This window comes from Streptomyces sp. B6B3 (assembly GCF_039871525.1).
GTDB lineage: Bacteria > Actinomycetota > Actinomycetes > Streptomycetales > Streptomycetaceae > Streptomyces.
This window is the reverse complement of the sequence record NZ_JBDPLU010000022.1, coordinates 1-18,139: the sequence shown is the minus strand read 5'-3', so window position 1 is coordinate 18,139 and position 18,139 is coordinate 1. Positions and strand designations below refer to the sequence as shown.

Genomic DNA, 18,139 nt, shown 5'->3' with positions numbered 1-18,139 from the left:
TCGTCTACCAGATGCTGGTGCAGTTTCAGGCCCCTGGCAGAAATCCCGCCGACATGGACTGGTCCGATCCCACCGCGGTGATCTCCGCGCCGGTGGTCGTGCAGCAGACCAGGATCAACGCGGCCCAGGTCACGGGCGCCGAGCTGACCGTGGTCTGGGAGGCCCCTGACGCGTCGCCGGTGGCGGGGGCTTCGTCGAACTCGTCAGGGGCCCCCCATCTCGGCGCGCAGCGCCGCGTTCCTCAGTTTCGACCTGCGACTCCTCTCCCTCGCGGACGCCACGCGTCCCGTGCCACTGGTGCGGTTCCGTCGGCTCGACTACCAGCTCACCGCCGGGTGACCACTACGGGGCCCGACTCGTTCGTCGCCCCACCTTTCGGAGGTTGGGGCCGATCCCCGCGGCGCCGCACGCCGGTGCGCCGGGGGACCGGGACCAGTGGGCTACGGGCGCTGGTAGATGTCGGGGATGCCGTCGGCGTCCTCGTCGACGTTCTCGGCCTCCCAGAGCCTGCGGTAGACGCGGTCGCGGCGTTTGATCAGGACGGCGCCGAGGGCGGCGGCGATCAGGGAACCGGCGAGGACGGCCGCCTTGGCGTGTTCGGCGTCGGTCGGATCGGTGAAGGCGAGTTCGCCGATCAGCAGGGCGACGGTGAAGCCGATACCGGCAAGGACGGCGAGGGCGAACACGTCGGACCAGGCCAGGTCGGGGTTGAGGCGGGCGCGGGTGAAGCGGGCGGCGAGATAGGTGCCGGCGAAGATGCCCAGTGTCTTGCCCACGACCAGGCCCAGCACGATGCCCAGCGGTTCCGGGCGGGTGAACACCTCCCCGAGGGAGGACAGCGAGACGCCGACGCCGGCCGCGAAGAGGGCGAACAGCGGAACCGCCACGCCCGCGGAGAGCGGGCGCAGCAGGTGCTCGGTCCGTTCTCCTGGCGACTCGGTCTCCTTCTCGCGTCCGGCCCCGCCGGTGTCGGGGGTGATGCGCAGGATCAGGCCCATCGCGACGCCGGCGACGGTGGCGTGCACGCCGGCGTGGTAGGTCAGCGCCCAGATCGTCAGGCCCAGCGGCACGTACCACCACCAGCCGCGGACCCGGGCTCGCTGGAGCGCGTAGAAGACGAGGAGGCCGGCCACCGCGCCCGCGAGCGCCCACAGGTTCGCGCCGCTGGTGAAGAAGACGGCGATGACCAGGATCGCTCCCAGGTCGTCGACGACGGCCAGGGTGAGGAGGAAGGCCCGCAACGCGGCCGGCAGATGGGTGCTGAGCACGGCCAGGACCGCGAGCGCGAACGCGATGTCGGTGGCCATCGGCACCGCCCATCCACCCAGATCCCCGCCACCGCCGAGCACGACCATGGCGTACAGCCCGGCCGGGACCACCATCCCGCAGACCGCGGCCACCACCGGCAACGCCGCCGCGGCCGGGGTGCGCAGCTCGCCGATCACCAGCTCGCGTTTCAGCTCGATCCCCGCCACGAGGAAGAACAGCGTCAGCAGGCCGTCGGCCGTCCAGTGCCCGACCGACAGGTCGAGCCCCAGCGCGGACGGGCCGACGTGCCAGTCGCGAACCGACTCGTAGGAGTCACCGAGCGGCGAGTTGACCCACACCAACGCGACCGCCGCGGCGCCCAACAGGATCAGCCCGCCCACGGTCTCCGTCCGCAGCGCCCGCGCCACGCTCAGCCGTTCGGTCCACGGAAGGAGCCCCAGAAACGCCGAACCGGCACGCTGGCTGCTACGCATGGGGAAGATCCTCCGGGTGTGGCGGCGGCGGCGGACACGACGGTCCCTGTCGCCGACCAGACTTCCCGGCACACCAGCGCCTGCCTTGACGCGTTCCTTGCACCCTACCCGCGTCACTTGTCCCGGCGCCACGGGCGGCCACAACGGTCAGCTCGCGCCGCCTGGCATGTCCGTGCTGGAACTACCGCTCCGGTGGCCGCCAGATGTCGGTGTTCACGAAGCGGCCGTGGACCGATTGCCGTGACCGCCGTCACCCTCCCGCTCGTGGATGATCCCATCCGCTACCTGGAGCCTGCGGTCACCCCGACGTGGGCGTCGGGCGTCGGGCGTCGTGGCGAGGTAGACCTGCCTACCGGTAACCGAGGGAGTCGAGTTCGATCGCCGGGCACCGGTCCATGACCATGTCGAGGCCGGCCGCGCGGGTGCGCGCGAACGCCGCCTCGTCGATCACCCCGAGCTGGAACCAGACCGCCGACGCCCCCACCGCGACGGCCTGGTCCGCGACCGGACCCGCCAGGTCGCTGTTGACGAAGACGTCGACCACGTCGACCGGGAAGGGGATCGCGGCCAGCGTCGGGTATCCCGGCTCCCCGTGCACGGTCTCGGCCTTCGGGTGCACCGGCACCACCCGCTTGCCGAATCGCCGCAGCACGCCCGCGACGCCGTACGCCGCGCGCCGCTGGTTCGAGGACAGGCCCACGACCGCCCAGGTGTCGCCGAGCTCGGTGAGGATCCTGCGGATGGTCTGCTCGTCGCCGTGCACGGTGCGCTCCCTGGGCCGTTCGGTCGCCGGACCTGGACAACGCGGGCCGCGCCCGGCGGATTCCCCGCCCCACTCGCCTGGCGGAGCCGGGCCCGCGCGCTCCGACCCGTACGCTGTGCGGATGCGGGACGGGTATCTCACGGTGGCCGGCGACGGTGAGTTCGAGACGGAGGTCAACCGCTCGCGTTTCGTCTGCGCCCTGGGGCCGGCCGCCAGCGAGCGGGACGCCGAAGCGTTCGTCGCCCGCGTCCGCGCCCGCCACCCCGATGCCTCCCACCACTGCTACGCCTACGTCATCGGCGCGGACGCCGGCGTCCAGCGCAGCGCGGACGACGGCGAGCCGGGCGGCACCGCCGGCCTCCCGATGCTGCGGATGCTGCTGCGCCGCGAGATCCGCTACGCCGTCGCCGTGGTGAGCCGCTACTTCGGCGGCACCAAACTGGGCGCGGGCGGCCTCATCCGCGCCTACGGCGGCGCGGTGGGCGCGGCCCTGGACGGCCTCGGCACCATAGCCCGGCACCGCCTGCGGCTGGCGGTCATCACCGCCGACCACGGCAGCGCGGGCCGGCTCCAGCACGAGCTGCGGGCCGCCGGGCGGGAGATCCGCGACGTCCGCTACGGCGCGGAGGTGACCCTCGAGGTGGCGCTGCCCAGCGCCGAGACCGAGGACTTCCGCGCCTGGCTCGCGGACAGCACCGCGGGCAGCGCCCGCCTGGCGCTCGGCGCGGAGGTCTACGGCGTGGGGTGAGGGACCCCGCCCGGCCCGGAATACCATCGCGGAGGGCGACGTTCATCCAAATAGTTGAAGAATAAACTAACTGGGAGTCTCGCATGCAGATCGGAGTGTTCACCGTCGGTGACGTCACGCCGGACCCGACCACGGGCCGCACGCCCACCGAGCACGAGCGGATCAAGGCCATGGTCGCCATCGCCCTCAAGGCGGAGGAGGTCGGCCTCGACGTCTTCGCCACCGGCGAGCACCACAATCCGCCGTTCGTGCCGTCGTCGCCCACCACGCTCCTCGGCCACATCGCCGCCCGCACCGAGCGCCTGGTCCTCTCCACCGCGACCACGTTGATCACCACCAACGACCCGGTCAAGATCGCCGAGGACTACGCCATGCTCCAGCACCTGGCGGACGGCCGCGTCGACCTCATGCTGGGCCGCGGCAACACCGGCCCCGTCTACCCCTGGTTCGGTCAGGACATCCGCCAGGGCATCCCCCTGGCCATCGACAACTACGCCCTGCTGCACAAGCTGTGGCGCGAGGACGTCGTCGACTGGGAAGGCCGCTTCCGCACCCCGCTACAGGGCTTCACCGCCACACCCCGCCCCCTGGACGGCGTCCCCCCGTTCGTCTGGCACGGCTCCATCCGCAGCCCCGAGATCGCCGAACAGGCCGCCTTCTACGGTGACGGCTTCTTCGCCAACAACATCTTCTGGCCCAAGGAACACTTCCAGCGCCTCATCAGCCTCTACCGGGAACGCTTCGCCCACTACGGGCACGGCACCCCCGAGCAGGCCATCGTCGGCCTCGGCGGACAGGTCTTCATGCGCGCCAACTCCCAGGACGCCGTCCGCGAGTTCCGCCCCTACTTCGACAACGCCCCGGTCTACGGCCACGGGCCCTCCCTGGAGGAGTTCACCGAGCAGACCCCGCTGACCGTCGGCAGCCCCCAGCAGGTCATCGAAAGCACCCTGACGTTCCGCGAGTCCTTCGGCGACTACCAGCGCCAGCTGTTCCTCATGGACCACGCCGGCCTGCCTCTGAAGACCGTCCTGGAACAGCTCGACATCCTCGGCGAACAGGTCGTGCCCGTGCTGCGCCGCGAGTTCGCCCAGGGCCGTCCGGCCGCCGTTCCCGACGCCCCGACCCACGCCGCCCGCCTCGCCGCCGCCCGCCGCGACGAGACCGCCGGCACCGACTGACCGCCCGACCGACCCCCCGACGGACCCCGCCGACCGCACAAGGAGCTCCCGATGACCACCACCCCGCGCCTCGTGGCCGTCACCGCCGGCCTGAGCCAGCCCTCGGCCACCCGCCTCCTCGCCGACCGGCTCACCACCGCCACCCGGGACCACCTCGCCCGCGCGGGCCGCGACGCCGAAACCCGCACCGTCGAACTGCGCGAACACGCCACCGACATCGCCAGCCACCTGGTGACCGGATTCCCGACACCGACGCTGCGCGGGACCCTCGACGCCGTGCGCAACGCCGACGCCCTGATCGCCGTCACCCCGATCTTCGCCGCCTCCTACAGCGGGCTGTTCAAGTCCTTCTTCGACCTCCTCGACCCCGCCGACCTCGACGGCACCCCCGTGCTCATCGCCGCCACCGGCGGCACCCCCCGCCACTCCCTCGCCCTGGAACACGCCCTCCGACCCCTCTTCGCCCACCTGCACGCCACCGTGGTGCCCACCGCCGTGTTCGCCGCCGCCGAGGACTGGGGCGGCACCGGCGACTCCCACACCGCCCCGCTGCCCAGCCGCATCGACCAGGCCGCCGGCCAACTCGCCGCCCTGACGCCGCGACAGCACGCCGACGCCGAAACGGCCGAGACCGTCACCCCCTTCGCCGACCAGCTCGCCGCCCTCCGCCCCCACTGACCGAGCCGCGCCCCACGACGCGCCGGCTCCTCGGCAACCCCCGTCCCGACGGTGACCACTCAGGGATGTCACGTCCCCACGAGAACGGACACCCATGAACGACAACCCACCGCCCGCCCCGGCCGCCCAGCCCCGACGGACCCCCCACGCGGCGACCCTCGTACTCGCCACCGCCCTGCTGGCCGGCGGCGCCACCGGCCTCGCCCCGGCACAGGCCACCGCCCCGACCGACACCCTCATCACCGTCGCCCAGGACGGCAGCGGCGACCACACCACCGTGCAGGCCGCCATCGACGCCGTCCCGGAGAACAACACCACCGAGACCACCATCAGCGTCGCCCCCGGCACCTACCGCGAGCTCGTACACATCCCCAGCGACAAACCGCACATCCGCCTCACCGGCACCGGCGACTCGCCCGCGGACGTCACCATCGTCTACGACAACTCCGCCGGCACCGCCACCCCCGAGGGCGGCACCTACGGCACCAGCGGCAGCGCCACCTTCATGGCCGACGCCGACGACTTCCGGGCCAGCAACCTCACCATCGCCAACGACTTCGACGAGATCGCCCACGCCGACCAGGAGGGCCACCAGGCCGTCGCGCTCCGCACCCGGGCCGACCGCGTCGTCCTCGACACCGTCGTCGTCACCGGCGACCAGGACACCCTCCTCCTCGACAGCGCCTCCCAGGACGTCCAGGGCAGGGTCCACATCACCGACTCCACCATCCAGGGCAACGTCGACTTCATCTTCGGCCGCGCCACCGCCGTCATCACCGACTCCGTCATCGAGGTCACCCAACGCCCCGACGGCACCTCGGCCGGCTACGTCACCGCCCCCTCAACGGCCCCCCAGTTCCCGGGCTTCCTCATCACCGACAGCACCATCACCGGTGACGTCGCCGACGACACCTACTACCTCGGCCGACCCTGGCACGCCGGCGGCAACGCCTCCCTCGACCCCCAGACCACCATCCGCGACACCGAACTCGGCGCCGCCGTCCGGGACACCCCCTGGACCGACATGAGCGGATTCTCCTGGCGCGACGACCGGTTCGCCGAGTACCACAACACCGGCCCCGGCTCCGGGCCCGCCAGCGACGACCGACCCCACCTCACCGACGAACAGGCCGCCGCCGCCGAGCCCGCCGACTGGCTCGGCGACTGGACCCCCTGACCCGCCCCCGCCCCTCCCACCCCTGACAGGCCACCAGGCCACTGTCCGACCCCGATGGCAGACTGGGCAGCCGTCGAGACGCCGGCGATCACCGGCGACCACACAGGCGGGAGAGGGCGGGGACCATGGCCAACACACCGGCGGGTGCGCTGCCGTGAGGCTCCTGCACACCTCCGACTGGCACCTCGGCCGCAGTTTCCACCGCGTCAGCCTCCTCGACGCCCAACAGGCCTTCCTCGACCACCTCGTCGCCACCGCGCGCGAGCACCACGTCGACGCCGTACTCGTCGCCGGCGACATCTACGACCGGGCCGTGCCCCCACTCGGCGCCGTGCGCCTCTTTGACGACGCCCTCCACCGGCTCGCCGCCCTCGGCATCCCCACCGTCATGATCTCCGGCAACCACGACTCGCCGCGCCGCCTCGGCGTCGGCGCCGGACTCCTCCAACGCGCCGGCATCCACCTGCGCACCGACCCGGCCCACTGCGCCACCCCGCTCGTCCTCGCCGACCGGCACGGCGACGTCGCCCTCTACGGCCTGCCCTACCTCGAACCGGCCCTGGTCCGCGACGAGTTCGGCGCCACCGCCCCCGGACACCCGGCCGTCCTCGGCGCCGCCCTCGACCGCGTCCGCGCCGACCTGGCCACCCGCCCCGCCGGCACCCGCTCCGTCGTCCTCGCCCACGCCTTCGTCACCGGCGGCCAACCCTCCGACAGCGAGCGGGACATCACCGTCGGCGGCGTCTCCGCCGTCCCCGCCAGCCTCTTCACCGGCATCGACTACGTCGCCCTCGGCCACCTCCACGGCTGCCAGACGCTCACCGACCGACTCCGCTACTCCGGCTCCCCCCTCGCCTACTCCTTCTCCGAGGCCGACCACCGCAAGTCCCTCTGGCTCGTCGACCTCGACGCGCACGGCGGCGTCCACGCCGAGCGCCTCGACTGCCCCGTGCCCCGCCCACTCGCCCGACTCCGCGGCCGCCTCGACACCCTCCTCACCGACCCCGCCCTGCACCCCCACGAGTCCGCCTGGGTCGAGGCCACCCTCACCGACCAGATCCGACCCGACGAACCCATGGCCCGCCTCACCCACCGCTTCCCCCACGTCCTCAGCCTCGTCTTCGACCCCGAACGCCCCCCGGACACCCACGACGGCAGCTACGCCGAGCGCCTCACCGGCCGCGACGACCGGCAGATCGCCGAGGACTTCGTCGCCCACGTCCGAGCCGGCCACCGCCCCGACGCCGACGAACGCGCCGCGCTGCACGCGGCACTCGACGCCGCCCGCCCCCGAGAGACCTGACCGTGCGCCTCCACCACCTCACCGTCACCGCCTTCGGGCCCTTCGCCACCACCCACCACATCGACTTCGACCAGCTCGCCAGCCACGGCCTGTACCTCCTGCACGGCCCCACCGGAGCCGGCAAGACCTCCCTCCTCGACGCCGTCTGCTACGCCCTCTACGGCTCCGTCCCCGGCGCCCGCCAGTCCAGCTCGGTCTCCCTGCGCAGCGACCACGCCGACTCCGCCACCCGCACCGAGGTCGTCCTCGATCTCACCCTCGGCGGCCGCCGCCTCGAGATCACCCGCCGCCCGGAACAGGAGCGTCCCAAGAAGCGCGGGGCCGGCACCACCCGCGACAAGGCAGCCACCCTCCTGCGCGAGCGCCACCCCACCACCCACGGCTGGCAGTCCCTCAGCAACTCGCACCAGGAGACGGGCGAGGAGCTCACCCGGCTCCTCGGCATGAACCGCGACCAGTTCTGCCAGGTCGTCCTCCTACCCCAGGGCGACTTCGCCCGCTTCCTGCGCGCCCCCGCCGAGGATCGCGCCAAGCTCCTCGGTCGCCTCTTCGACACCCGGCGCTTCGGCGCCGCCGAGACCCATCTCGCCGAGCAACGCGCCACCGCCGCCGAGCGGGTCCGCACCGCCGACGAACGCCTCCTCGCCACCGCCCACCGCATCGACCAGGCCGCCGGCCCGCCCGCCGGTCGCGACACCGCCGGGCACCCCGCTCCCGGCGACCCCCACCTCGCCGAGAGCATCCTCGTCCACGCCGCCCATGCCCGCTGCACCGCCCGAGAACGCCGGGACATCGCCGCCCTCGCCCTGCGCACCGCCGAGACCGCACACGCCGACACCCAGACCCACCACGCCGACACCCAGGAGCTCGCCCGCCTGCAGACGCGCCACGCCGAAGCCCGGGCCCGCGCCGACCTCCTGGACGCCCAGCGTCCCGAACGCGACGCCACCCGCACCCGCCTCACCCGCGCCCGCGCCGCCGACACCGTCACCCCCGCCCTCGCCCTCCGCCACGCCGCCGAGGCCGAGCACCGCGCCGCCGCGGCCGCCGAACGACACGCCCGCGCCCCGCTCCCCGCAGAGCTCGCCGAGGCCCCCGCCGCCCACCTCGCCGACCGGGAGCGCGCCGCCGGCCAGCGCCTCGGCGCCCTCGCCGCCGCCCACCGGGCGGAACAGCGCGCCCGACACCTCACGGCGGAGCTCGCCCGCCTCGACACCGAGGCCGTCGCCGACGAGGAGCTCCAGCGCGCCGCGGCCCGAAACCTCGACCGCTGGCCCACCACCCACGAGGCGCTCCGGCAGCGCCTGCACCACGCCCAGCAGGCCCTCACCCAGGCCGCCCAGATCGCCCAGCACCTCGACACCGCCCAACGCCGCCTCGCCGCCGCCGGCCGCCGCGACGACCTCGCCCGGGACATCCACACCGCGGACCGCGACCTGCTCGCCGCCCGCGAACAGGCCGCCGACGCCTACGCCCACTGGCTCGACCTCAAGGAGCGCCGGCTGCACCAGCAGGCCGCCGAGCTCGCCCTCGGCCTCACCCCCGGGCACCCCTGCGCCGTCTGCGGCGCCACCGAGCACCCCCGCCCCGCCCGCCCCACCGCGGACCACGTCGACCCCGGGACCGAGGACGCCGCCCTCCCCGCCCCCCAAGAGGCCGAACGCCGCCGCGCCGACACCGAACAGCGCCTCGCCGCCGCCCGCGCCGCCCACACCGCGGCCACCGCCGAGGCCGGCGACGACCCGCGGGACGACCTCGCCGCCGCCGTCCACGAGCTGCGGACCGCCCACGGCACCGCCCAGGCCCGGGCCGCCGACGAGCCCGCCGCCCGCCGGGCACTCGACGACGCCGAACGCGGCCACGCAGACCTCGTCGCCCGCACCCAGGAAGCCCAACGCCGCGCCGCCGCCCGCGCCTCCCGCCGCGACGCGCTCGACGCCGAACGCGCCGCGCTTCACGCCGACCTCGACCACACCCCCGACGGCACCCCCGGCCTCGCCGAACGCGTCGCCGCCCTCACCCGCCACACCGAGGAGCTCGCCGCCGCCACCGCCGCCGCCCGCACCGCCGAGGAGACCGCCCAGCGCCTCAAACAGGCCGACGACCGCCTCGCCGACGCCGCCTACCGCGCGGGCTTCGGCACCCCCCAGGCCGCCGCCGACGCCACCCTCCCACCCGACGAACAACAACGCCTCCAGAAGCGCCTCGACGCCTGGCACGCCGAGGAGACCGGCCTCGCCGCCACCCTCGCCGACCCGCGGATCACCGCGGCCGCCGCCCAACCCCCGGCCGACCCCGCCGCCGCCCAGACCGGCCTCGACACCGCCACCCGACGCCTGCGCGCCGCCTCGGCCGCCGACACCGCCGCCCGCGCGCGCTGCGCCGACCTCGACACCCTCTCCGCACAGGCCGCCGCCGAGGCCGCCCGCCTCGCCCCGCTCCGCACCCACCTCACGCGCGTCACCCGCCTCGCCGGCCTCGTCGCCGGCACCTCACCGGAGAACGACTACCGGATGCGCCTGGAGACCTACGTCCTCGCCGCACGCCTCGAACAGGTCGCCGCCGTCGCCACCACCCGGCTGCACCGCATGTCCGCCGGCCGCTACACCCTCGTCCACACCGACGCCCGAGCCGCCGGCCGCGCCCGCTCCGGCCTCGGCCTCCACGTCGTCGACGCCTGGACCGGCCGCGCCCGCGACACCGCCACCCTCTCCGGCGGCGAGTCGTTCTTCGTCTCCCTCGCCCTCGCCCTCGGCCTCGCCGACGTCGTCGCCCAGGAAGCCGGCGGACAACGCCTCGACACCCTCTTCATCGACGAGGGGTTCGGCAGCCTCGACGAACAGTCACTCGACGAGGTCCTCGACGTCCTCGACGCCCTCAGGGAACACGACCGCAGCGTCGCCATCGTCAGCCACGTCCCCGACCTCCGCGCCCGCATCCCCGCCCAACTCGAGGTGCTCAAGACCCGTCACGGCTCCACCGTCCGACACCACACCGCACCCCGCAGCCCCTGACCCCCGACAGCCGGCCCGCCCATGGCGGCCACGACGGCCCGATCCACGCCCACCCGCCCGACGCACACCGGACCGCCGCACCGCTCCGCTCACGGCCGTCCCGACCCCGCGCGGCGCGGACGCGCTAGAGCACCGACAACTCGGCCACCAGATCGTCCAGGCCCAACGCTCCCTGCGACAGCGCCGCCATGTGCCACGCCTTCGCGTCGAACGCCGCACCATGCGCCCGCCGGGCCGCCTCCCGCCCCTGCAGCCACGCCCGCTCACCGAGCTTGTAGCCGATGGCCTGCCCCGGCATGCCGAGGTAACGCACCAGCTCGCTCTCCACGAACTCCGCCGGCCGGCCACTGTGCCGACCGAAGAACTCCTGCCCCAACGCCGGCGACCAGCGCTCCCCGGGACGGAACGGCGAGTCCGCCGGAATGCGCAGCTCCAGGTGCATGCCGATGTCGATGATCACCCGCACCGCCCGCATCATCTGGCAGTCCAGGTACCCCAGCCGTCGCTCCGCGTTGTAGAGGAAGCCCAGCTCGTCCATCAGGCGCTCCGCGTACAGCGCCCACCCCTCCGCGTTCGCGCTCACCATCCCCACCGTCGTCTGGTACCGGGACAGCTCGTCCGCCACGTGCACCCACTGCGCCAGCTGCAGGTGATGCCCGGGCACCCCCTCGTGGTACCACGTCGACACCAGGTCGTAGACCGGGAACCGGCTCTCGCCCATCGTCGGCAACCACGTCCGCCCGGGCCGCGAGAAGTCCAACGACGGCCCCGTGTAGTAGGGCGCCGCCGCGCTGCCGGGCGGAGCGATCATGGACTCCACCCGCTTCACCCGCTCCGCCAGCTCGAAGTGCGTGCCGTCCAGCGCCTCGATCGCCTCGTCCATCAGCGACTGCAGCCAGATCCGCACCTCCTCCACCCCCTCGATGGCCTCGCCCTCGGTGTCCAGATGGCGCAGGGCCTCCCATGGACTGGCGCCCGGCAGGATCTTCTCCGCCTCCGCCCGCATCTCCGCGTGCAGCCGCTGGAACTCCGCCCAGCCGTAGGCGTACGCCTCCTCGAGATCCAGGTCCGTGCCGTTCCAGTACCGCACCCACCGCGCGTAACGCTCCCGGCCCACGATCTCGGCCCCGCCGTCCGCCGCGGGGGCGTACCGGTCCCGCAACCAGTCGCGCAGCTCGGCGATCGCCCCCGTCGCCTGTCGCGCCGCGGCGTCCAGCTCCCCGCGCAGCGACTCGGGCCCGTCCGCGGCGAACGCCCCGAACCAGCCGCCGCCTCCCGGCTCGCCCATCCACTCCGCCAGTTGACCCAGCACGGTGGACACCTGCCAAGGGCCGGCCACCATGCCGCGCGCCAGCCCTTCCGCCAACGACGCGCGGTAGCCCGCCAGGCTGTCCGGAACCGCCCGCAGCCGCCGCGCCACCGTGGCCCAGTCCTCCTCCGTCTCCACCGGAGTGAGCGTGAACACGCTGCGCACCGAGTGCACCGGCGAATGCAGGTTGTTGACCGCGCGGAGCGCCTCGCCGGCGTCGTGCACGGCCAGCTCCGCCGTCAGCCGCTCCCGCAACAGCCGGCCACAGCGCCGTTCGCTCGCGCTATCGGCGCCCGGCTGCGACTCCGCCCGCTCCAGCCGCCGCAGCGTGCGCCGCGCCAGCTCGGCCAGCGCCTCCTGACCGTCGGGAGAGAAGTCCGGCAACCGCTCCGAACTCCCGGGAACTCCCAGGTAGGTGCCGGTGATCGGATCGAGCGCGACGAATTCGTCCACGTAGGCGTCGGCCAGCTGGCGAGGCAGCGAAGCGGCGGTGTCATCAACCATGGGCACATCCTGGTACGACATGGGCCGTACGTCACTACCGCGACCGGTTGACCTTCCTTACCGCAGGCGGCCTCCCGGCAGCGCCGGGGCGTCCACCCCCAGCGGCTGCCCGCCCACCCGGAGGGAAACCACCAGCGCACCCTCCTCCGGCTGGCAGTCGAACGGCAGACCGGTACCCCGCAGGACGCCGATCATCCCGGCGTTCGACGCCTCGGTCACCGCGTACACCTCGCCCCGCCCCGTCTCCACGGCCCACCCCAGAAGCCGGCGCAGCAGCGCGGAGCCCACCCCGCGACGCTGCCAGTCGTCCGCGACCAGCAGGGCGATCTCCGCCTCGTCCCCGTCCCACAGCAGGTGACCCAGACCGACCAGGTCCCCACAGGCGCTCTCCGCGACGACCGAACGCCCGTGCCGGGGGTCCAACAGGTGCCCGAGATAGCCGTCCGCCTCCTCGACCGGCTCCCGGTACCGCAGCCCCAGCGTCCGCGCCGAGCAACGCCGGTGCAGCTCCCGAGCCTTCGGCAGATCGTCAACCCCCGCCGCGCGCACCACCAGCCCGACGCCGGCTCCGTCCACGCCCCATGCCCCCACCTGACACACCCACCCCGAGCGACCTCGACCCCCGATGCGACGAGACAAACGATACGGGAAGGCGGACGTGCCGCAGCGGGCGTTGGAGAGAACCATGCCTGCACTGTCGCCTGTTGTTATTGCGCGATCACGAACGCTCTGTGACCGAAGAGTTAAGGAGGCAAACGAAACCAAATGCCCCATCGGCCCCGGCTCTTCGCCGTGACGCGAACGCCACGGAGTCCCGACGGGCCTGAGCGGCGTGGGTGCTCCGGCACCGTCCGCCGACGGTGCTCCGGCACCGTCCGCCGACCATTGTCGCAGCGCTGTTATATTAGCGCTGTGACATCTTCCGATCCCACCGCGCTGCCCGATCCCTGGCGGCCGCTGCACAACCTGCTCGCCGCCATGGACGCCGAGATCGAGCAGGTGTACGTCGCCCGCGGCATCGAGGGAGTCCGGCCCCGGTTCGCCTATCCGCTGATCCGGCTCGCGCACACCGGGCCACTCACCATCCGCGAGCTCGCGAAGTCCCTCGACCGCTCGCACTCCGCCATCAGCCAGACCATCACCGCCATGCGCAAGGAAGGCCTGGTCACCTCCGAGCCGGGACCCGACGCCCGCACCCGACGGATCGACCTCACCGAACGCGGCCGGTCCCTGGTGCCGTTCCTGGAGGCCGAGTGGCGCGCCACCCACGCCACGGTCGCCGAACTGGACGCCGAGATCCCGCACCCGCTGACGACCGTCGTCGAGGAGCTGCGGCGGGCGCTGGAACGCCGGTCGATGCGGCAACGAATCCTCGACCACCTCATCGAACCACCGCGATGAGACCCCGCGTCCGATTCCTCGACACCCGCCCGCTGCGCGACAGCCGGCCGTTCCGCGACCTGTGGATCGGCACCTCGCTCTCCTCACTCGGCGGGCAGATAGCCACCGTCGCGGTGCTGGCCCAGGTCTGGGACCTGACGGGCAGCCCCGTGGGCACCGGCACCATCGGGCTCGCCACCGGCCTGCCCATGGTGCTGTTCGGGCTGCTCGGCGGCGCGTTGGCCGACGCCGTCGACCGCCGTGCGCTGGTCCGGGCCACCGCCACCGGCCAGCTGCTCGCCGCCGCCGGTCTGTGCGCCCAGGCGTTGGCGGACAACCGGAACGTGCCGCTGCTGCTCGCCCTGGTCGCCACCGGCACCGCGTGCGGCGCACTCGGCGCGCCCGCCCGGCGCACCTTTCCCGTCCGGCTGCTGCCCGCCGACCAGGTCGCCGCCGGGCTCGCGCTGACCAACGTCTCGTTCCAGGCGGCGATGCTGGCCGGCCCCGCACTGGCCGGGCTGATCATCGCCCACTGGGGCTACCCCGCCGCCTATGCCGCGCAGGCCGCGGCGGTCGCGGTCTCGCTGCTCGCGGTGATCCGCCTCCCGGCCATCCGGCCCGAGCACCGCCCCGAGCCGGGGGACACGGAGGCCGCCCCGGCGGAGGGCTGGGGGAGCGTCATCGTGCGTCGCCCCACGCTCTGGGGCTCGATGGCCACCGACCTGTCCGCCACGCTGCTCGCCATGCCGATCGCCCTCTTCCCGCTCGTCAACGAGATCCGCTTCGACGGCGACCCGCAGACCCTCGGCCTGTTCCTCTCGGCCGTCGCCATCGGGGGAATCACGGCCGGACTGCTGTCCGGCACGGTGACCCGCTGGCGCCGCGGCGGCCTGGTCCAGCTGACCGCGGCGGGCATCTGGTCCCTCGCGCTCGCCGGCTTCGGTCTGGCCGGGCCGTTGTGGCTGGCACTCGGCTGCCTCGCCGTGGCCGGCGCGGCCGACACCGTCTCGGTGATCACCCGGAGCGCCCTCGTCCAGTTGGAAACCCCGGACGCGTACCGCGGGCGGGTCTCGTCCGTCGAACACGTCATCGGCGTCGCCGGTCCCGAACTCGGCAACTTCCGCGGCGGACTGCTGGCGTCGGTCACCTCCGCCCCCGTGTCCCTGGTCGTCGGCGGCCTGTCCGCGGCCCTCGCGATCGCCACCGTGGCGGCGACCAACGCACCCCTCCGCGGCTACCGCACGCCGCCTCCCGCACCACCCGTCGCCCACGCGCCGACGACAGGCGACCGGCCGGGGCCGCCGCCCGACCGCGGTGGCGAGATCGACGCCCTGGCGCCCTGACACCCGGCCCCTGACGACCCCGGAGACCAGGGGACCTTGTCGGGAGCGGCGGCCGAGACCCATGATGTTTGCGTGAACATCCGACAGGACGGGGACGCGCGGCGGATGCCCGCGGGGTTGGTCGCGCTCGCGCTCGGCAGCTTCGGGATCGGCCTGACCGAGTTCGTGATCGCCGGCCTGCTGCCCCAGGTGAGCCGCGGCCTGGACGTCTCCGAGGCCGCGGCCGGATGGCTCATCTCGGGCTACGCCCTGAGCGTGGCGGTCGGCGCCATCCTGCTGACCGCCCTCACCACCCGCCTGCACCGCAAGGCCGTCCTCGTCGGGTTGGTGGCGCTGTTCGTCGTCGGCAACCTGCTGTCGGCCGTCGCACCCACCTACGCCGTGGCGCTGCTCGGCCGCATCGTCGCGGCCCTGTGCCACGGCTCCTTCTTCGGCATCGGCTCGCTCGTCGCCCGCCGCATGGTCCCACCCGAGCGGGCCTCGCGCGCGGTCGCCGTGATGTTCGCCGGGCTGACGGTCGCCAACGTGCTGGGCGTGCCGTTCGGCGCCCTGGTCGGCGAACGCTGGGGCTGGCGCGCCACGTTCTGGGCCATCACCGGCATCGGCGTGCTGGCCGTGGCCGCCATCGCCGTGTGGGTCCCGGCCTGGGCGGGCGCCGTCGACGAGAGCCACCGGGCGGCCGGCCTGCGCCCTCAGATACGCGCCTTCCGCTCCTCGCAGGTCTGGCTGACCCTCGCCGCCACCGCCCTCAGCTACGGCGGCATGTTCGGGGCGTTCAGCTACATCGCGTACACCTTCACGGAGGTCACCGGCTTCTCCAGCGCCGACGTCGCCTGGCTGCTCGTCGTCTACGGCAGCGGCCTGGTGATCGGAAACGTCGTCGGAGGCCGGGCGGCCGACCGCGACCGGGACCGCACACTGATCGCGTCCCTGGCGGGACTCGCCGCCACGCTCACCGTGTTCGGGCTGCTGGCCGACGGCCGGGTGGCGTCGGTGGTCCTGGTCTTCCTGCTGGGCGTCTTCGGGTTCGCCAGCGTCCCCGGCATGATCACCCGTGTCACGGACGCCGCCGGCGGCGCGCCGCTCGCCGCCAGCGCCAACGTCTCGGCCTCCAACGTCGGCAACGCCCTGGGCGCCTGGCTCGGCGGCCTCGCCATCAGCGCCGGCCTGGGCTACACCGCGCCGCTCTACGTGGGCGCCGCGGTCGTGACGCTCGGCCTCGCCGTGATGGTGGTCACCGCACGCACCGGGCGTGCCGCCCCCCACGCCGCCGCCTCGACGCGTCCGCCGGTCGAAACGGAGATCAGCGGCGGTCGGCGGGCCCGTTGAGCGCTGCCGCGGCGCCGATCGCCCGCGTCGTGTCGGCGGAGACCGGGTCGGCGGGCAGGTAGGCGTTGAAGCGAATACCGGCGGGTCCGACGTCCTGGAACATGAGCACGGTGAACGCCAGCCGCCCGGCGGGGTGATCGACGAGCGGGGCGTCCGCGCCGGCCCGCCGCAGCTCCCGGCTCTCCGACAGCAGCCGGAAGCGGGAGCTGCGCTGGCCCAGTTCCTCGACCAGGGCCACGACCGTCGGGTCCTGGAGGTGGGCGCGGGAGCGCTGCCGGAAGGTGTGGACCACGCGGGCCGCGTACTCGTCGCGGTCGACGAGCCTGGTGGCGAAGGCGGGCTGGGTGAACAGCAGCCGGAGCAGGTTGCGCTCCTGGAGCGGCCATGCGGCGTAGTCGCCGAAGACCTCGCTGGCCAGCGCGTTCCAGGCGAGCACGCCGGTGGCGGCGTCGGTGACGTAGGCGGGGGCGCTGACGTGTTCCAGCAGGGACCGGAGAAGCCGCGGGTTCGGGACGTCGGCGGTGCCCCAGGACGGCGGGGTGTGACCGGTGTGGGATGGTGCCGGAGGGGCGGCGCGGACCTCGCCGTCGACACCTCCTACTACGCCCGCTCCGTCGCTCCCGCCCTCGCGCACCGTCTGCCCGGCCTCGGGCCGGTGGTGGAGAAGCGGACCTGGACGGGCCCGTACGACCAGAACCGGCTCGACGGCAACATGATCCTGGGCAACTGGCCAGGCCGCCTGGACAACTTCTACGTCGCGACCGGCTTCTCCGGGCACGGCTTCATGCACGCCCTCGGAGTAGGACGCGGCCTGACGGAACTGATCCTGCACGGCGAGTACGCCACGCTCGACCTGCACCGCATGGGCTGTCACCGGATCCTCGACCACCGTCCCTATCCCGAGAGGGGCATCCGGTAGAACGGGCCGACGGGTTCCGACGGGAGGGTGCGGGGATGAGTTTCCGGCTGGCGGCGTACGCGGTGTGCATCGAGGACGGGCGGGTGTTGCTCGCCCACTACCTGGCGAAGGACTGGACGCTTCCGGGCGGCAGGGTCGAGCACGCGGAGGACCCGATCGACGCGGTGGTCCGGGAGGTCGCCGAGGAGACCGGCTGTGACGCGGTGGTCGAACGCCTGCTGGGCGTGGACTCGCGGGTCGTCCCCGCGGCCGTCGCGCGTGCCGGGGTCGAGCACCAGAACGTCGGCATCTTCTACCAGGTCCGCATCGTCGGCGGCCGGCTCCGCCCCGAACCGAACGGCGACACCACGGAGTCGGTCTGGACTCCGATTCCCGACGTCGCCGGCCTGCGCCGGTCATCGCTGGTCGACGTCGGCCTCGACCTGGCGCGGACCCGGCCGGCGACCGGCCACGTCCCGCCCGTCCCGGTCGGCGGCCTGATCCAGCACTGAGCCGCCACCAGCGTCCCGGTCGCCGCGCACCCGAGCGAAGCGGCAGCCCATCGGCAGCGGCTGCCGATCGGGCGGACGCGTGCGGGCCGTGCGCGCCGGCGACCGGGACCGCTCGGTCCAAGGCGCAAGCCCTCCTAATTCGTGAGTAGGCGGTTCCAGGCCGACCTCGTCAGGGGCCGCTGGATTGACTGATGTAGACGGGTTTCGCGGTGGCCGCGTGGGCGCCGGATGGACTCCTGAGTTCTCCCGGCCCGCTGA

The 18,139-nt window shown here is 73.8% G+C and carries 16 protein-coding genes; 11 read left to right on the top strand and 5 right to left on the bottom strand.

Annotated elements, in window-relative coordinates; translation table 11 throughout:
• Window positions 1–440 precede the first annotated feature (440 nt).
• The gene (nhaA, locus tag ABGB06_RS32230) at window positions 441–1,742 is read right to left on the bottom strand and encodes a Na+/H+ antiporter NhaA (RefSeq protein ID WP_347596479.1); all 1,302 of its coding nucleotides are present in this window, start codon (window positions 1,740–1,742) and stop codon (window positions 441–443) included.
• Between the two features lie 349 nt (window positions 1,743–2,091).
• A complete protein-coding gene (locus ABGB06_RS32225; RefSeq protein ID WP_347596477.1) occupies window positions 2,092–2,505 on the bottom strand; it encodes a CoA-binding protein in 414 nt (137 codons plus the stop codon).
• A 121-nt stretch (window positions 2,506–2,626) separates the two neighbouring features.
• Between ABGB06_RS32225 and ABGB06_RS32220 the strand changes: the two genes are divergently transcribed.
• From ABGB06_RS32220 to ABGB06_RS32195, 6 genes are all read left to right on the top strand, one after another.
• Complete coding sequence (locus tag ABGB06_RS32220; RefSeq protein WP_347596476.1) at window positions 2,627–3,253, top strand: YigZ family protein; 627 nt, start codon at window positions 2,627–2,629, stop codon at window positions 3,251–3,253.
• Window positions 3,254–3,336: 83 nt separating this feature from the next.
• A complete protein-coding gene (locus ABGB06_RS32215) occupies window positions 3,337–4,434 on the top strand; it encodes an LLM class flavin-dependent oxidoreductase (protein ID WP_347596473.1) in 1,098 nt (365 codons plus the stop codon).
• Between the two features lie 51 nt (window positions 4,435–4,485).
• Window positions 4,486–5,112, top strand: coding sequence for an FMN reductase (locus ABGB06_RS32210; protein WP_347596470.1), 627 nt, complete (start codon window positions 4,486–4,488; stop codon window positions 5,110–5,112).
• 94 nt (window positions 5,113–5,206) lie between these two features.
• A complete protein-coding gene (locus ABGB06_RS32205; protein ID WP_347596467.1) occupies window positions 5,207–6,289 on the top strand; it encodes a pectinesterase family protein in 1,083 nt (360 codons plus the stop codon).
• Window positions 6,290–6,443: 154 nt separating this feature from the next.
• Entirely contained in the window at window positions 6,444–7,592 is a 1,149-nt protein-coding gene (locus ABGB06_RS32200; protein WP_347596464.1) for an exonuclease SbcCD subunit D, read from the top strand.
• 2 nt (window positions 7,593–7,594) lie between these two features.
• Window positions 7,595–10,606, top strand: a complete 3,012-nt coding sequence (locus ABGB06_RS32195) for an SMC family ATPase (RefSeq protein WP_347596461.1) — start codon at window positions 7,595–7,597, stop codon at window positions 10,604–10,606.
• 124 nt (window positions 10,607–10,730) lie between these two features.
• Here the strand turns inward: ABGB06_RS32195 and ABGB06_RS32190 are convergent, their stop codons facing one another.
• Window positions 10,731–12,419: a DUF885 domain-containing protein gene (locus ABGB06_RS32190; RefSeq protein ID WP_347596458.1), complete on the bottom strand. Its 1,689-nt coding sequence runs from the start codon at window positions 12,417–12,419 to the stop codon at window positions 10,731–10,733.
• A gap of 57 nt (window positions 12,420–12,476) precedes the next feature.
• The gene (locus ABGB06_RS32185; protein ID WP_347596455.1) at window positions 12,477–12,995 is read right to left on the bottom strand and encodes a GNAT family N-acetyltransferase; all 519 of its coding nucleotides are present in this window, start codon (window positions 12,993–12,995) and stop codon (window positions 12,477–12,479) included.
• A 336-nt stretch (window positions 12,996–13,331) separates the two neighbouring features.
• Between ABGB06_RS32185 and ABGB06_RS32180 the strand changes: the two genes are divergently transcribed.
• The 3 genes from ABGB06_RS32180 to ABGB06_RS32170 all read left to right on the top strand — a co-directional run bounded on the left by ABGB06_RS32180 (window position 13,332) and on the right by ABGB06_RS32170 (window position 16,471).
• On the top strand, window positions 13,332–13,820 hold the full coding sequence (locus tag ABGB06_RS32180) for a MarR family transcriptional regulator (RefSeq protein WP_347596452.1): 489 nt from the start codon (window positions 13,332–13,334) through the stop codon (window positions 13,818–13,820).
• The gene (locus ABGB06_RS32175) at window positions 13,817–15,142 is read left to right on the top strand and encodes an MFS transporter (protein ID WP_347596449.1); all 1,326 of its coding nucleotides are present in this window, start codon (window positions 13,817–13,819) and stop codon (window positions 15,140–15,142) included. The genes ABGB06_RS32180 and ABGB06_RS32175 overlap by 4 nt, the downstream gene beginning before the upstream one ends.
• 105 nt (window positions 15,143–15,247) lie before the next feature.
• Window positions 15,248–16,471, top strand: a complete 1,224-nt coding sequence (locus ABGB06_RS32170; RefSeq protein ID WP_347596790.1) for an MFS transporter — start codon at window positions 15,248–15,250, stop codon at window positions 16,469–16,471.
• Here ABGB06_RS32170 and ABGB06_RS32165 read toward each other — a convergent pair.
• Window positions 16,446–17,105: a hypothetical protein gene (locus tag ABGB06_RS32165; protein WP_347596446.1), complete on the bottom strand. Its 660-nt coding sequence runs from the start codon at window positions 17,103–17,105 to the stop codon at window positions 16,446–16,448. The two genes, ABGB06_RS32170 and ABGB06_RS32165, sit on opposite strands and share 26 nt — an antisense overlap.
• Here ABGB06_RS32165 and ABGB06_RS32160 point away from each other — a divergent pair.
• Both ABGB06_RS32160 and ABGB06_RS32155 read left to right on the top strand, forming a co-directional pair.
• A complete protein-coding gene (locus tag ABGB06_RS32160; protein WP_347596443.1) occupies window positions 17,013–17,390 on the top strand; it encodes an FAD-binding oxidoreductase in 378 nt (125 codons plus the stop codon). The two genes, ABGB06_RS32165 and ABGB06_RS32160, sit on opposite strands and share 93 nt — an antisense overlap.
• A 35-nt stretch (window positions 17,391–17,425) precedes the next feature.
• Entirely contained in the window at window positions 17,426–17,881 is a 456-nt protein-coding gene (locus ABGB06_RS32155) for an NUDIX domain-containing protein (RefSeq protein ID WP_347596440.1), read from the top strand.
• The last annotated feature ends 258 nt before the right edge of the window (window positions 17,882–18,139 follow it).

What these genes read in the sequence shown, in the direction of transcription:
- nhaA (WP_347596479.1), bottom strand. Translation starts at nt 1,742, where the DNA reads ATGCGTAGCAGCCAGCGTGCCGGTTCGGCGTTTCTGGGGCTCCTTCCG.
- ABGB06_RS32220 (WP_347596476.1), top strand. Translation starts at nt 2,627, where the DNA reads ATGCGGGACGGGTATCTCACGGTGGCCGGCGACGGTGAGTTCGAGACG.
- ABGB06_RS32205 (WP_347596467.1), top strand. Translation starts at nt 5,207, where the DNA reads ATGAACGACAACCCACCGCCCGCCCCGGCCGCCCAGCCCCGACGGACC.
- ABGB06_RS32210 (WP_347596470.1), top strand. Translation starts at nt 4,486, where the DNA reads ATGACCACCACCCCGCGCCTCGTGGCCGTCACCGCCGGCCTGAGCCAG.
- ABGB06_RS32155 (WP_347596440.1), top strand. Translation starts at nt 17,426, where the DNA reads ATGAGTTTCCGGCTGGCGGCGTACGCGGTGTGCATCGAGGACGGGCGG.
- ABGB06_RS32215 (WP_347596473.1), top strand. Translation starts at nt 3,337, where the DNA reads ATGCAGATCGGAGTGTTCACCGTCGGTGACGTCACGCCGGACCCGACC.
- ABGB06_RS32170 (WP_347596790.1), top strand. Translation starts at nt 15,248, where the DNA reads ATGCCCGCGGGGTTGGTCGCGCTCGCGCTCGGCAGCTTCGGGATCGGC.
- ABGB06_RS32190 (WP_347596458.1), bottom strand. Translation starts at nt 12,419, where the DNA reads ATGGTTGATGACACCGCCGCTTCGCTGCCTCGCCAGCTGGCCGACGCC.
- ABGB06_RS32175 (WP_347596449.1), top strand. Translation starts at nt 13,817, where the DNA reads ATGAGACCCCGCGTCCGATTCCTCGACACCCGCCCGCTGCGCGACAGC.